14 protein-coding genes are annotated in these 13,296 nt (G+C 74.2%); 9 read left to right on the forward strand and 5 right to left on the reverse strand.

What is annotated here, in order from left to right:
• The first annotated feature begins 28 nt into the window (after window positions 1-28).
• Window positions 29-1,258 (forward strand): calcium-binding protein, encoded by a 1,230-nt coding sequence (locus JQC91_RS06955; protein ID WP_203286075.1) that lies wholly within the window; start codon window positions 29-31, stop codon window positions 1,256-1,258.
• Here JQC91_RS06955 and JQC91_RS06960 read toward each other — a convergent pair.
• The 5 genes from JQC91_RS06960 to betI form a co-directional block, all read right to left on the reverse strand.
• Window positions 1,255-1,956 (reverse strand): alpha/beta hydrolase, encoded by a 702-nt coding sequence (locus tag JQC91_RS06960; protein ID WP_203286076.1) that lies wholly within the window; start codon window positions 1,954-1,956, stop codon window positions 1,255-1,257. The genes JQC91_RS06955 and JQC91_RS06960 overlap by 4 nt on opposite strands.
• Window positions 1,943-2,986, reverse strand: coding sequence for an ester cyclase (locus tag JQC91_RS06965; protein WP_203286077.1), 1,044 nt, complete (start codon window positions 2,984-2,986; stop codon window positions 1,943-1,945). Before JQC91_RS06965 ends, JQC91_RS06960 begins: the two co-directional genes overlap by 14 nt.
• A gap of 61 nt (window positions 2,987-3,047) precedes the next feature.
• Window positions 3,048-4,697 carry a choline dehydrogenase gene (gene betA / locus JQC91_RS06970; RefSeq protein WP_203286078.1) on the reverse strand — a complete coding sequence of 550 codons (1,650 nt, stop codon included), beginning with the start codon at window positions 4,695-4,697 and terminating at the stop codon, window positions 3,048-3,050.
• A gap of 58 nt (window positions 4,698-4,755) precedes the next feature.
• A complete protein-coding gene (gene betC / locus JQC91_RS06975) occupies window positions 4,756-6,258 on the reverse strand; it encodes a choline-sulfatase (protein ID WP_203286079.1) in 1,503 nt (500 codons plus the stop codon).
• Window positions 6,255-6,827 carry a transcriptional regulator BetI gene (betI, locus tag JQC91_RS06980; RefSeq protein ID WP_203286080.1) on the reverse strand — a complete coding sequence of 191 codons (573 nt, stop codon included), beginning with the start codon at window positions 6,825-6,827 and terminating at the stop codon, window positions 6,255-6,257. The genes betC and betI overlap by 4 nt, the downstream gene beginning before the upstream one ends.
• Window positions 6,828-6,928: 101 nt before the next feature.
• On the opposite strand from betI, the gene choX reads away from it, so the two are divergent.
• The 8 genes from choX to JQC91_RS07020 all read left to right on the forward strand — a co-directional run bounded on the left by choX (window position 6,929) and on the right by JQC91_RS07020 (window position 13,201).
• The gene (choX, locus tag JQC91_RS06985) at window positions 6,929-7,861 is read left to right on the forward strand and encodes a choline ABC transporter substrate-binding protein (RefSeq protein WP_203286081.1); all 933 of its coding nucleotides are present in this window, start codon (window positions 6,929-6,931) and stop codon (window positions 7,859-7,861) included.
• Between the two features lie 103 nt (window positions 7,862-7,964).
• Window positions 7,965-8,864 carry a choline ABC transporter permease subunit gene (gene choW, locus JQC91_RS06990; RefSeq protein WP_343069933.1) on the forward strand — a complete coding sequence of 300 codons (900 nt, stop codon included), beginning with the start codon at window positions 7,965-7,967 and terminating at the stop codon, window positions 8,862-8,864.
• Window positions 8,861-9,868, forward strand: a complete 1,008-nt coding sequence (locus JQC91_RS06995; protein ID WP_203286083.1) for an ATP-binding cassette domain-containing protein — start codon at window positions 8,861-8,863, stop codon at window positions 9,866-9,868. Before choW ends, JQC91_RS06995 begins: the two co-directional genes overlap by 4 nt.
• 73 nt (window positions 9,869-9,941) lie before the next feature.
• Window positions 9,942-10,538 (forward strand): bifunctional nicotinamidase/pyrazinamidase, encoded by a 597-nt coding sequence (gene pncA / locus JQC91_RS07000; protein ID WP_203286084.1) that lies wholly within the window; start codon window positions 9,942-9,944, stop codon window positions 10,536-10,538.
• A gap of 4 nt (window positions 10,539-10,542) precedes the next feature.
• On the forward strand, window positions 10,543-11,100 hold the full coding sequence (locus tag JQC91_RS07005; protein ID WP_203286085.1) for a sigma-70 family RNA polymerase sigma factor: 558 nt from the start codon (window positions 10,543-10,545) through the stop codon (window positions 11,098-11,100).
• Entirely contained in the window at window positions 11,097-11,681 is a 585-nt protein-coding gene (locus JQC91_RS07010; RefSeq protein ID WP_203286086.1) for a hypothetical protein, read from the forward strand. The genes JQC91_RS07005 and JQC91_RS07010 overlap by 4 nt, the downstream gene beginning before the upstream one ends.
• A gap of 4 nt (window positions 11,682-11,685) precedes the next feature.
• Window positions 11,686-12,909 carry a S8 family serine peptidase gene (locus tag JQC91_RS07015; protein ID WP_203286087.1) on the forward strand — a complete coding sequence of 408 codons (1,224 nt, stop codon included), beginning with the start codon at window positions 11,686-11,688 and terminating at the stop codon, window positions 12,907-12,909.
• A 115-nt stretch (window positions 12,910-13,024) separates the two neighbouring features.
• Complete coding sequence (locus JQC91_RS07020; protein ID WP_203286088.1) at window positions 13,025-13,201, forward strand: hypothetical protein; 177 nt, start codon at window positions 13,025-13,027, stop codon at window positions 13,199-13,201.
• Window positions 13,202-13,296 lie beyond the last annotated feature (95 nt).

The following is a 13,296-nucleotide window of genomic DNA, read 5'->3' on the forward strand; positions in this document are numbered from 1 at the left end:
GCCCCCACGTCCTTCGGAGTCTGCTGCCATGCCCCTCGCCCTTCTCGGTATCCTCGGCCTGCTCGGCCTCGTGTTCCTGCTGGACGACGACGACGACGATGGGGGCAGCGACCGGGCGGAGGACCAGGACGACGCGGACGGCGTGATCCGCGGGACGGAAGGGGACGACGACCTGCGCGGCGGGGACGCGGACGACCTGATCCTCGCCGGCGAAGGCGACGACGTCGTGCGCGGCCGCGGCGGCGCGGACACGGTGAGCGGCTTCGACGGCACGGACACGATCTACGGCGGCGACGACGGGGACGAGCTCTACGGCGAGGGCGGCGACGACATCCTGTTCGGCAACCTCGGTGACGACAGCCTCTCGGGGGGCTTCGGCGCGGACGACCTGAACGGCGGGCCGGGCGCGGACGAGCTGGCCGGGTTCGGCGGCACGGACACGCTGCGCGGCGACGGCGGGGACGACCTGCTCTTCGGGGGCGCGGGGGGCGACCTCGTCGAGGGCGGGGCGGGCGCGGACATCGTGGACGGCGACGAAGGCGACGACACGCTCCTCGGCGGCTTCGGCGCGGACAGCCTCTTCGGCGAGGAGGGCGACGACAGCCTCGAGGGCGGGGATCAGGACGACACGCTTTTCGGGGGGCCGGACGACGATACGCTGCGCGGGGACGCAGGCGACGACGTGCTCAACGGCAATTCCGGCCAAGACGTGCTGACCGGCGGCTTCGGCGACGACCTGCTCCTGCCCATCGGGCAGGACAGCCTCGGCGACAGCGGCGCGGACACGGCCTTCGGCGGGGCGGGCGACGACACGATCCTCGTGGGCCGCGACGACCTCGCGCTGGGCGGGCAGGGCGACGACCTGCTCTCCGGCCTCGTCCTCGGCGAGGTGGAGGGACGGTTGAACTACGAGGGCGAGAACGGCAGCACCCTCGACGGGGGGGCGGGGGACGACACCGTCGAGGGCGGCTCGGGCGACACGCTGATCGGCGGCGAAGGCGCCGACACCTTCACCGTGGGCCTGCCCGCGGGCGGCGCGGGCGCGATCTCGACCGCCGCGGACTTCGACGCGGACGCGGGCGACCGCATCCGCGTGGAGATCGTCCCCGGCACGCCGGGCCAGCTTTCCCAGACGCAGGAAGGCGGCGACGCGATCCTCTCGGTCGACGGGGTGGCCCTGCTGCGCGTGACGGGCGTCCCGGTCCTGGACCTCGCCGCCATCGAGGTGGCGGAGGCGCCGCTGCTCGGCTCCGCCTAGCGCGCCAGCCAGCCCCGCAGCGCGGCCGTCGTCTCCTCGGGGCGCTCCAGCGTCGGCAGGTGGCCCGCGCCTTCGATCACCACCAGCTCCGCATCCGGCGCCAGCCCCGCGATGGTCTCGTGCCGGTGCACCGGGCAGAGCGCGTCCTCCGCCCCGCAGAGCGCGAGCACCGGGCGCGGGAAGGCGCGTAGCGTGGCCCGCCGGTCGGGCCGCGCGATCAGCGCGCGGGACTGCCGGGCGAAGGCCTCCGGCCCCAGCGCCTCCGCCATCGCCATGCACAGGTCGAGGATCGCGCCCCGGTCCGGTCCGTCGGCGAGGTAGTTGGGCTTCATCTCGTCGCGCATCACCGCGCGCAGCCCGCCCGCCGCGACCTTCTCCATCTGCGGCCCGCGCCGCGCCGCGACCTCCGCGCGCTCCGCCTCGCTGTTGGTGTCGAGGCAGGCCAGCCGCGTCACCCGCCCGGGGGCCCGCGCCACCACCTCCATCGCCACGATCCCGCCCATCGACAGCCCGGCCAAGGCGAACCGCGCGGGCGCCGCTGCCAGCACCGCGTCGGCGAGGGCGGCCGTCGTGTCGTGGTGGTGGATCGGCGCCACCATCACGGCGCGCTCGGCCGACAGCGCCGCCACCTGCGGCGCGAACAGCCGGGCATCGCACATCATGCCCGGCAGCAGGACGAGCGGCTCAGGATGCGGCATAGGGCAGGGCCGTCCCGTCATGGCCGTCGATCTTGGCCCCCGCGCGCGGCCCGTCCGCCATGCCCGTGTGCAGCAGGATCTGCTTCCAGATGCTGATCTCGTCGTAGACCGTCCACTCGCGCCGCCAGCCCCACGGCCCCAGCTCCGCATGGGTGAAGCCCATCACGTGCACCTCCGCCCCCGTGGGCTCCCCGAACGGGCCGCGGCCGGCGTGCTTGCCGGTCAGCGACCAGCGCACGGCGGCGCGGGGCGCCATGCGCGGGTCCTCGCGCCCGATCCGGTGGTCGATGGACCACTTGGCCGACGGGAAGGCCGCGCGCAGCGCCATCCAGTGCTGCTCGGCGAAGGGGTGGGACCAGCCGCGCCGCGCGCCGGGGAACTCCGTCCGGCAGGCGCGGTCGTAGTGCTGGGCGATGGCCGACATCTCGTCGCCCGCCATCATCCGCGTCAGCAGGTCGGCATAGGCGACGCCCACCTCGTGATCGTTGCCCTTCGAGGCGTAGCCGCCGGGCTCGTCATGGTCGGGGTGGAAGGGCTTCACCGCCCGCTCCGGCCCGCCCTCGCGCGCGATCAGGTCGCGTGTGAAGGCGACCGGCTCCATCCCCAGCTGGATCACGACCCCGCTCGTGTCCCGGCACAGCCACTCGTCGTAGATCAGGTTGTCCTTCGCCGCGCAGTCCGCGATGGCCCGCACCTCGAACCGCTTGCCCGTCGGCGCGCCGAAGAAGCCGTGGCCCATATGCGTGCCCGTCGTCATCAGGCGGTGCGACGACAGGAACCCCGTCGCCTCGTCGCCCGACCAGATCACGTCCTCGGCCAGCAGTTGGCGGTCCGGGAACTCCACCAGCGTCGCCCGCGTCCCGTCGATCACCGCCCGGCGCCCGCGCAGCAGGCCGGACGGGAAGCGCATCGGCAGATCCTCGGCATAGGTCTCGTGGAGCGTGTGAAGGCCGCGCTCCTCCCAGATCTCCTTGGTGATGCCGATGATGTAGTCGGGCAGGCTGCCCCACCGCTGCGAGAACCCCTTCACGACCGTCTCCTCCCTTGGATCGCCCGAGTGATGCGGGGGATTGCAAGCGTATGCAACGGGGTCAGCGCTGCGCCGTCCGCCAGTCCGGGTGCACCCACGGCTCGAGGTTCGACGCCGGCAGGCGCCGCCCCAGCACGTGATCCGCCATCTTCTCGCCCGTCATGATCGACGGCGCGTTGAGGTTGCCGTTCGTGATCCGCGGGAAGACCGAGCTGTCGATCACGCGCAGGCGCTCCACCCCGATCACCCGCCCCTCCGGGTCCACCACGGACATCGGGTCGTCCGCCCGCCCCATCCGGCAGGTGCCGCAGGGGTGGTAGGCGCTCTCGGCGTGGTCGCGGATGGCCGCGTCCAGCTGCTCGTCCGTCCCGGCCCCCGCCGTCGCCCCGATCTCCCGGTCGGCGAAGGGCGCCATCGGGGCTTGGGCGAACACCTCGCGGATCAGCCGGATGCAGCGGCGGAAGTCGGCCCAGTCCTCCGCATGGCTCATGTAGTCGAAGAAGATGCGCGGGGCGTCCGCCGGGTCCGCGCTCCGCAGCGTGACCGCGCCGCGCGAGGGCGAGCGCATCGGCCCCACATGGGCTTGGAACCCGTGGCCCTCGGCCGCCGCCTGCCCGTCGTAGCGCACGGCGATGGGCAGGAAGTGCACCTGCATGTCCGGATAGGGCACCCCCGCCCGCGTCCGCAGGAAGGCGCAGGACTCGAACTGGTTCGACGCCCCCGGCCCCCGCCGGGCCAAGAGCCATTGTAGCCCCACCCACGCCTTTCCGGCGAGGGACCAGTAGCGGTAGAGCGTGACCGGCTGCTTGGACGCGTACTGGACGTAGATCTCCAGATGGTCCTGCAGGTTCGCGCCCACGCCGGGGCGGTCGGCCACCACCTCGATCCCGTGCCCGGCCAGATGCGCGCCCGGTCCGATCCCCGACAGCATCAAGAGCTTGGGCGAGTTGAACGCGCTCGCCGCGACCAGCAGCTCGGCCCGCGCGCGCACCACGCGGCCCCCGCGCAGCACCACGCCCGTGGCGCGCGTCCCGTCCATCTCCAGCCGGTCGGCATGGCCGCGCACCACCGTGCAGCGCCCCGTCGCCTGCGCGGGCCGCAGGTAGGCGTGGGCCGCCGACCACCGCACGCCGCCCTTCACCGTCATCTCGAACGGGCCGAACCCCTCCTGCCGCGCGCCGTTGTAGTCGTCGGTCACGCCGTAGCCCGCCTGCGCGCCCGCCGCGACGAAGGCCGCATGCAGCGGGTTGTCCCGCAGCCCCCGCGTCACGTGCAGCGGCCCGCCCGCGCCCCGCCACGCCGGGTCGCCCCCGTGCCCCGCCGGGTCCCAGTCCTCCATCCGCCGGAAGTAGGGGGCGACGTCCGCGAAGCCCCAGCCCTCCGCGCCCGCGTCGCGCCAGTGGTCGTAGTCCATCGCGTGCCCGCGCACGTAGACCATCCCGTTGATCGAGGACGACCCGCCCAGCACCTTGCCCCGCGGCGCCACCAAGCGGCGCCCGCCCAGATGCGGCTCCGGCTCGGTCTCGTAGCCCCAGTCGTAGCGCGCCATGTTCATCGGGAAGGACAGCGCGCCCGGCATCTGGATCAGCGGCCCCGCGTCGGTCCCGCCATGCTCCACCACGATCACCGACCGCCCCGCCTCGGCCAGTCGGTAGGCCGCCGCGCAGCCCGCCGACCCCGCGCCGACGATCACGTAGTCCGCCTCGGCCATGCCTCCCCTTTCTTGGTACAAGTATCCCGGGGGTCCGGGGGCAGCGCCCCCGGCGCCCTCAATCCTTCGGCGCGCGCTGGGCGGCCTCCAGCACGTTGAGGTCCATGTGGTTGCGCATGTACCGCTCCGAGGCGACGCGCATCGGCTGCCAGTCCCACGGGTAGTAGCCGCCTTGGCGGAGCGCCTCGTAGACCACCCAGCGCCGGGCTTGGCTCTCGCGCACCTGGGCGTCGAACAGGGCGAGGTCCCAGCGCGCGTCCGCCTCGGCGCGGAACCCCGCCAGCGCCTCGGCATGGGCGGGGTCGTCCGCCAAGTTCACCCTCTCGTGGGGATCCGCCAACAGGTCGAACAGCTGCTCGGGGTCCAGCGCGCAGCGCGTGTACTTCCACCGCCCCGCGCGCAGCGCGACCAGCGGCGCGTAGGACCCCTCGGCGGCATACTCCATCGCCACCGGGCTCTCCCGCACCGCCCCCTGTCCAAGTGGCACCAGCGTCTCGCCCGTCGTCCACGGGGCCATCTCCTCCATCGACACCCCCGCGAGGTCGCAGAGCGTGGGGCACACGTCGATCGTGGACACCGGCTCGGTCACGACCCCCGGCTCCATCGACGGGTCGCAGATCATCAGCGGCACGCGGGCCGAGCCTTCGAGGAAGGACATCTTGTACCACAGCCCCCGCTCGCCCAGCATGTCGCCGTGGTCGGAGACGAAGATCACGGTCGCCTCCTGCCGCGTGTCCTCGAGCACCTGCAGCAGTTCGCCCACCTTCTCGTCGAGATAGCTGATGTTGGCGAAGTAGGCCCGCCGCGCGCGGCGCACGTCCTCGGGCGTCACGTCGTAGTTGCCGAAGTCGTTCGCCTCGAGGATGCGCCGCGAATGCGGGTCGTGGTCCTCGAAGGGCAGCGGCCCCACCTCCGGATCGAGATGGTCGCAGCCCTCGTAGAGGTCCCACAGCCGCCTGCGCGCCACGTAGGGGTCGTGCGGGTGGGTGAACGAGACCGTCAGGCACCACGGGCGCGGGTCGTGGCCCCGCGCGGCGTCGTAGAGCCACATCTTCGCGTGGTGCGCGACCTCGTCGTCATACTCCATCTGGTTGGTGATCTCGGCCACGCCCGCGCCCGTCACCGACCCCATGTTGTGATACCACCAGTCGATCCGCTCGCCCGGACGGCGGTAGTCCGGGGTCCAGCCGAAGTCGGCCGGGTAGATGTCCGTCGTCAGGCGCTCCTCCAGCCCGTGCAGCTGGTCGGGGCCCACGAAGTGCATCTTGCCCGACAGGCAGGTGCGCCAGCCCGCGCGGCGCAGGTGGTGGGCGTAGGTCGGGATGTCCGAGGCGAACTCGGCCGCGTTGTCGTAGACCCGCGTGCGCGAGGGCAGCAGGCCCGACATGTAGGACGCCCGCGCCGGCGCGCAGAGCGGCGAGGCGGTGTAGCAGTTGGCGAAGCGCGTGGACCGTTCGGCGAGGCGCTTGAGGTTCGGCGCGTGCAGCCACCCCGCCGGGCCGTCCGGGAACAGCGTCCCGTTCAGCTGGTCGACCATCAGGATCAGGATGTTCCGGGTCACGCGGCGGCCTCCAGTCGGTCGAGATGGGCGAGGACGAGCGCGGCGCAGTCCGCAGGCGCCAGCCGCTCGGCCCGCAGGGCCTGCCGGACGTAGAGACCGTCGATCAGCGCGGCGAGCGCCTCGGCGGCCTCCTCGGGCGCCGCCACCGTGCCCCGCAGCCCGTGCAGCAGGTTCGAGCGCAGGCGCCGGTGGTAGATGTGCAGTAGGCGCCGCGCCTCGGGGTCGCGCTGGGCCTGGACGTAGAAGGACAGCCACGCCGCCACGACCTCGTCGCGGAAGTTGCCGGCGGTGAAGGACGCGCGCACCACCGCCTCGACCCGGCGGCGCGGCGTGTCGGCCATCGCCAGCGCGCCGCGCACCTCCGCCCCGAACGTGGCCAGCACGTGGCGCATCGCGGCGATCAGGATGCGGTCCTTCGACCCGAAGTAGTGGTGCGCCAAGGCCGAGGAGACCCCCGCCCGCCGCGCGATGGCGGCGACGGTGGTGCCCTGTCCGGCCTCGGCCACCTCGGCGATCGTCGCCTCCACGAGGGCGGCGCGGCGCAGGGGTTCGACATTGGCGCGGGGCATCGTAGGGTCCTCGAAGTTGACGGCGGGACCATCCCCCGTCTTGATTGACTCGTCAATCAACGAACCGAGTCCCCGCCCACGGGGACCACAGGGAGACCCGAATGACCCGCCTCACCCTCGCCGCCTCCGCGCTGGCCCTTTCCGCGAGCGGCGCCCTCGCCGACGCCCATTCCTGCGACACCGTCACCTTCTCGGACGTGGGCTGGACCGACATCACCGCGACCACCGCCGCGACCACCGCCGTGCTGGAGGCGCTGGGCTACGAGACCGAGACGCGCGTCCTGTCGGTGCCCGTCACCTACACCGCGCTGGCCGAGGGCGACGTGGACGTGTTCCTCGGCAACTGGATGCCCACGATGGAGGCCGACATCGCCCCCTACCGCGAGGCCGGCACGGTCGAGACGGTGCGCGCCAACCTCGAGGGGGCGAAGTACACCCTCGCGACGAACGCGGCCGGCGCGGCGGCGGGCATCGCCTCGTTCGCGGACATCGCGGCGAACGCCGACGCGCTGGACGCCGAGATCTACGGCATCGAGCCGGGCAACGACGGCAACCGCCTGATCCAGGACATGATCGACGCCGACGCGTTCGGGCTCGGGGAGTTCGAGGTCGTCGAGAGCTCCGAGCAGGGGATGCTCGCGCAGGTCGAGCGGCTGTCGGGCGCGGACGAGCCGATCGTCTTCCTCGGATGGGAGCCGCACCCGATGAACGCCAACTTCGAGCTGACCTATCTCGAGGGCGGGGACGACTGGTTCGGCCCGGACCTCGGGGGAGCGACCGTCTTCACCAACACCCGCGCCGGGCTGGTGGACGAATGCGCGAACCTCGGCGCGTTCCTCAACAACCTCGAGTTCTCCCTGCCGATGGAGAACGAGATCATGGGCGCGATCCTGAACGACGGCGAGGACCCGCGCGAGGCGGCCGAGGTCTGGCTGTCGGCCAACCCCGAGGTCTGGCAGGCTTGGTTGGACGGCGTGACGACCTTCGACGGCGGCGACGCGGCGGCGGCCGTCTCCTCCGCCCTCGAGATGTGACGGAAGGGGCCCGGCGCCCCGGCGCCGGGCCCGCGATCGCATGGGCGTACTCGACACACTGACCGACTGCGGGCACCCGCTGGAGGCCGAGGCGCGCTCGCCCATCGGCTTCCTGACCGAATGCAAGCTGCGCGTCGGCGACGGTGCCGAGGCTGCGTTCGAATGGGCCCGCGAGAACCTCGCCACCGCGGTCGACGCCTTCCGCGACGTGATGGAGGCCGCGATCGAGGGCGTGGTGGCGGTGCTGCAGGACCCGCCGAACACCGGATGGATCCGCGACGTGCCCCGCCGCGAGGTCGAGTACCTCTACCCGCAGGACTGGCATCCCTTCTTGGTGATCGGCCTGCTGACCGCGCTGGCCTTCGCGCTGCACCGCCGGGCCGGGGTGACGCTGCTCGTGCTCCTCGGCCTGCTCTTCGTCGTCAACCAAGGCTATTGGGAGGAGACGACCGAGAGCCTGACGCTGGTCCTCTTCGCCTGCGCGGCGTGCATGGCGATCGGCGTCCCCGTCGGCATCGCCGCCGCGCACCGGCCCCGCCTCTACCGCGCGCTCAGGCCGATCCTCGACCTGATGCAGACGCTGCCCACCTTTGTCTACCTCATCCCCGCCATCGTGTTCTTCGGCATCGGCATGGTGCCGGGCCTCATCGCCACGGTCATCTTCGTCCTGCCCGCCCCGATCCGCCTCACCCACCTGGGCGTCTCCTCGACGCCCGCGCCCCTGATCGAGGCGGTCCAGTCCTTCGGCGGCACCAAGGGGGACGTGCTGTGGAAGGCCGAACTCCCCTACGCCACGCCCCAGATCATGACGGGCCTCAACCAGACCATCATGCTGTCGCTCTCCATGGTCGTCATCGCCGCCCTCGTGGGCGCCGACGGCCTCGGCGTGCCCGTGGTCCGGGCGCTGAACCAGGTGAACACCGCGCTGGGCTTCGAGGCGGGGCTCGTCATCGTGGTCGTGGCCATCGTCCTCGACCGGCTCCTGCGGCGGCCGTCTGCATGACCGCCGTCATCGAGATCGACCGCGTCTCGGTCGTGTTCGGCCCCAAGCCCGCCCGCGCGCTCCCCGCGATGGACGAGGGCAAGGACCGCGCGACCGTCGCCGCCGAGACCGGGCAGGTGCTGGGCGTGCACGACTGCACCCTCTCGGTGTCCGAGGGCGAGACGCTCGTCCTGATGGGCCTGTCGGGGTCGGGCAAGTCCACGCTGCTCCGCGCGATCAACGCCCTGAACCCCGTCACCCGCGGCGCGCTCCGCGTCCGCTCGGGCGGCGCCATGGTGGACGTCGCGCAGACGCGGGGCCACCGGCTGCGGCGCCTGCGCCAAGGCGGCGTGGCCATGGTGTTCCAGCAGTTCGGCCTCCTGCCGTGGCGCACCGTGGCCGAGAACGTCGGGCTGGGGCTCGAGCTCGCGGGGATGGGCGCCAAGGCCCGCGCCGAGCGGGTCGCCCGCCAGCTCGACCTCGTGGGTCTCGCGGACGCCGCCGACCGCCCCGTGGGCGAGCTGTCGGGCGGGATGCAGCAGCGCGTGGGCCTCGCCCGCGCCTTCGCCACCGAGGCGCCGATCCTGCTGATGGACGAGCCGTTCTCGGCCCTCGACCCGCTCATCCGCACCCGCCTGCAGGACGAGCTGCTCGACCTCCAGTCGCGGCTCAGGAAGACCATCGTCTTCGTCAGCCACGACCTCGACGAGGCGTTCAAGCTGGGCTCCCGCATCGCCATCATGGAGGGCGGGCGCATCGTGCAGGTCGGCACCCCCGCCCAGATCGCCGCCGACCCCGCCAACGCCTACGTCGCCGACTTCGTCGCCCACATGAACCCGCTCGGCGTGCTGACCGCCGCCGACGCCTTGGTCGACCGCCGCGCCGAGGGCGCGCCGATCCCCCACGACACCCCCATCCGCGAGGCGATGCACCTCTGCCTCGCGGGGCCGGTGCCCGTGGAGCGCGACGGCGCGGTGGTGGGGGCGGTCACGCCGGCCTCGCTGCTCGAGCGCCTGTCGCGATAGGCGCGGCACGGCGCGCCGCCCACGTTGACCTCGCGCGCCCCGCGCGGGACACCGCCCCCCGGAGGACCGCCCCATGACCCACGCCCTCGTCGTCATCGACGTCCAGACCGGCTTCTGCCCCGGCGGCAACCTCGCCGTGCCCGATGGCGACGCCGTCGTGCCGGGCATCAACGCCCTCATGGACGGCTTCGCCCACGTCGTCCTGACCCAGGACTGGCACCCGGCGGGCCACTCCTCCTTCGCCTCGGCCCACGACGGCCGGGCGCCCTACGACGTCGTCGCGATGCCCTACGGCCCGCAGGTGCTCTGGCCGGACCACTGCGTGCAGGGCACCGCCGACGCCGCCTTCCACCCCGACCTCCGCACGGACCGGGCGCGGGCCATCGTCCGCAAGGGCATGAACCCCGCCATCGACAGCTACTCCGCCTTCTTCGAGAACGACCGCACCACGCCCACGGGGCTGGAGGGGCTGCTCCGCACGCTGGGCGTCACCGACCTCACCCTCGTCGGCCTCGCCACCGACTTCTGCGTCAACTACTCCGCCCTCGACGCCGCCCGCCTCGGCTTCGCGACCACGGTGCGCGAGGACCTGACCCGCGCCATCGACCTCGACGGCAGCCTCGCCGCCGCCCGCGACGCCATGCGCGGGGCGGGGGTGGCCCTCGCCTGACGCGATGACCGGCCCCGACGACACGGCCCTCCTCGCCCGCATCGCCACGGGCGACCGCGACGCGCTCGCGGCCTTCTACCGCCGCCACGAGCGTGGCCTCTACCGCTTCATCCTTTCGAGATTGAACGATCCCACCGAGGCGTCCGACCTACTCCATGACGTGTTCCTCGAGGTCTGGCGCGTGGCCGACCGCTTCGAAGGGAGATCCAAGGTGACGACATGGCTCTTCGGTATCGCGTGGCGCCGCGCGGCGGACCGGCATCGGAGCCGCGCCCGCATGGCCCCGACCGACGACGTCCCCGAGACGGCGGACGACGCGCCCGCGGGCGAGGCGTGCCTGCTGGCCGCGCAGGAATCTGAGCACGTCCGCCACTGCATGGGCACGCTCAAGCCCGACCACCGCACGGCCATCGGCCTCGCCTTCTGGGAGGACCTGTCCTACCGCGAGATCGCCGAGGTGACGGGCGCGCCCGAGGGCACGGTCAAGACGCGGGTGTTCCACGCCAAGAGGCTGCTGCTGCGCTGCCTCGAGGGCCGCGTCGCGCGGGGGGCCAAGGCATGAGCGGCGACGTCCGCGCCCTGCTGCCGTTCCACGCGAACGGCACGCTCGACCCGCAGGAGCGGGCCGCCGTCGAGGCCGCCCTCGCCGCCGACCCCGCGCTCGCCCGCGAGGCCGAGGCGCTGCGCCGCGCCCGCGCCACCCTGCGCGCCGAGGCCCCGCCCGCGCCGGGCGAGGCGGGGCTGGAACGCCTGCTCGCCGCGATCGACGCCGAGGCGGCGCGGCCCGCCGCGGCGCCTCCGGCCAACCTCGACCGCGCCCCGGTCTGGCGCGCCGCCGCCGCGATCCTCGCGGCGGTCGCGTTGGGCCAAGCCGCGTGGATCGCCACCCGCCCCGCGCCCGAGACGGACGGCTACACCCTCGCGGGCGGCCCCCCCGAGGGCGCGATCCGCGTCGCCTTCGCGCCGGATCTCGATGAGGCCGACCTCCGCGCCGTCCTGCGCTCGGCGGGGCTCGAGGTGGTGGGCGGCCCCTCCGCGCTGGGCCTCTGGACGCTCGCGCCGGTCGGGGATGGCGACGTGGACACGGCGCTCGACCTCCTGCGCGGCTTTCCCTTCACCGAGAGCGCGGATCGCATACGCTGACCCGATGACCCGCCGCGCCCCGACCCGCCTGCTCGCCCTGTGCCTCGCCGTGGCGCTGATGCCCGCCGCCCTCGCCGCCCAGACGGTCGAGGAGGAGGAGGTCTTCGAGGAGGAGGTCTCCGCCCCCGCCGATCCCGCGCCCGCCCCGCCGCCCGTCGCGCGCGGTCGCGGCGAGGGCGAGGACCGGCCCGCGCCCTCGACCGACGTGGCGCGCCTGCGCGGGGGGCGGGCGCAGGTCGTGGTCGCGCTGCCCGCCGCCCGCGCCGCCGCGGGCGAGGCCGCCTTGGCCGCGCGGGGCGTCCGCGTCCTCGTGCGCCGCCCGCTCGCCGCGCTCGGCTCCGTCCTGCTGACGGTGGACCCGCGCGGCCTCGGCCTCGCCGCGCTGGAGGAGGCGTCGGGCGGCACGGTCGCGGTGAACGCGCTCTACCGGCCCGCCGCGCCCCGCCTCTACGCGGCGGCGATGATCGGCGACGCGCGGCCCGGCGGATGCCGCGCGCCGGGGGCGCGGCTGGCAATGATCGACGGGCCGGTCGACACCGGCCACGCCGCCCTCGCCGGGGCCGCCGTGGCGACCGCCACGACCCGCCTGCCGCACGACCGCGCGGCCTCCGCCGACCACGGCACCGCCGTCGCCGCGCTGCTGGTCGGCGAGGACGCGGGCGGCGCGCTCTCCGGCTTCGCCGCCGGGGCGGCGCTCCTCGCCGTGGACGCCTTCGCCCGCGAGACCGGCGGCGCGGCGGCCGACGTGGACCGCATCGCGGGCGCGCTGGACCTCGTGGCCGCACGGGGCGCGGGGGTGGTGAACCTGTCCTTCGCTGGACCGGAGAACGCCGTCCTCGCCCAAGTGATCGCCGCCGCCGCCGCGCGCGGCCTGACGCTGGTGGCCGCCTCCGGCAACGCCGGGCGCGCCGCCCCCGGCTGGCCCGCCGCCGCGCCCGAGGTGGTCTCCGTCACCGCCGTCGACGCCGCCGCCCGGCCGTGGCCCCGCGCCAACCGCGGCGCCGAGTTCGCCGCGCCGGGCGTGGACGTCTACGTCGCGGGGCCGGGCCGGGGCGGCTATGCCAGCGGCACCTCCTACGCGGCCCCCGTCGTCTCGGCCCTCGCGGCGCGGCGCGGCGTCTCCGGCGCGGAGGTCCTGCGCGCGGCGTTGCGCGCGGGCGTGCGCGACCTCGCCGCCCCGGGGCGCGACCCCGCGACCGGCTGGGGCCTCGTGCGCGGCGGCTGCTGACCGTGCGCCCGAGGAAATGCCTCGCATTCTTTGAACCCCCTCCCGCGCCCGTCCGACCCATGGATACGAAGGGGCGCGGGATTGTCCGCCCGTCCCGCAAGATGGGAGCCGCGCGATGGTCAGGATCATGTTTCTCGCCGGCCTCGCCGCCGGGATGGGCCTCGCGACCCTGACCGCCGCGCTCCCGCTCCGCGTCGCGGCCGTGCCGCCCGGCGATTACCGGGCCGAGGCCGTCACGGCCCCGGTCGACGACGCGGGGGGTCGCGTAACCGAGGCGCGCGTGTCCCGTTAGCTTTCAGGCGCCTCACCGCCCCCGCCGCGGCATTCCGCGCGGCGGGGGCACCTCCGCCCCGCCCGCGCGATCGGGCGCGGCGCCCGCTTCCTTTC

Source organism: Jannaschia sp. Os4 (genome assembly GCF_016820245.1).
Lineage (GTDB): Bacteria > Pseudomonadota > Alphaproteobacteria > Rhodobacterales > Rhodobacteraceae > Jannaschia.

Coding starts and splice junctions, on each gene's coding strand:
- JQC91_RS06955 (WP_203286075.1), top strand. CDS start 29: ATGCCCCTCGCCCTTCTCGGTATCCTCGGCCTGCTCGGCCTCGTGTTC.
- JQC91_RS06960 (WP_203286076.1), bottom strand. CDS start 1,956: ATGCCGCATCCTGAGCCGCTCGTCCTGCTGCCGGGCATGATGTGCGAT.
- betA (WP_203286078.1), bottom strand. CDS start 4,697: ATGGCCGAGGCGGACTACGTGATCGTCGGCGCGGGGTCGGCGGGCTGC.
- betI (WP_203286080.1), bottom strand. CDS start 6,827: ATGCCCCGCGCCAATGTCGAACCCCTGCGCCGCGCCGCCCTCGTGGAG.
- choX (WP_203286081.1), top strand. CDS start 6,929: ATGACCCGCCTCACCCTCGCCGCCTCCGCGCTGGCCCTTTCCGCGAGC.
- JQC91_RS06995 (WP_203286083.1), top strand. CDS start 8,861: ATGACCGCCGTCATCGAGATCGACCGCGTCTCGGTCGTGTTCGGCCCC.
- pncA (WP_203286084.1), top strand. CDS start 9,942: ATGACCCACGCCCTCGTCGTCATCGACGTCCAGACCGGCTTCTGCCCC.
- JQC91_RS07005 (WP_203286085.1), top strand. CDS start 10,543: ATGACCGGCCCCGACGACACGGCCCTCCTCGCCCGCATCGCCACGGGC.
- JQC91_RS07010 (WP_203286086.1), top strand. CDS start 11,097: ATGAGCGGCGACGTCCGCGCCCTGCTGCCGTTCCACGCGAACGGCACG.
- JQC91_RS07015 (WP_203286087.1), top strand. CDS start 11,686: ATGACCCGCCGCGCCCCGACCCGCCTGCTCGCCCTGTGCCTCGCCGTG.
- JQC91_RS07020 (WP_203286088.1), top strand. CDS start 13,025: ATGGTCAGGATCATGTTTCTCGCCGGCCTCGCCGCCGGGATGGGCCTC.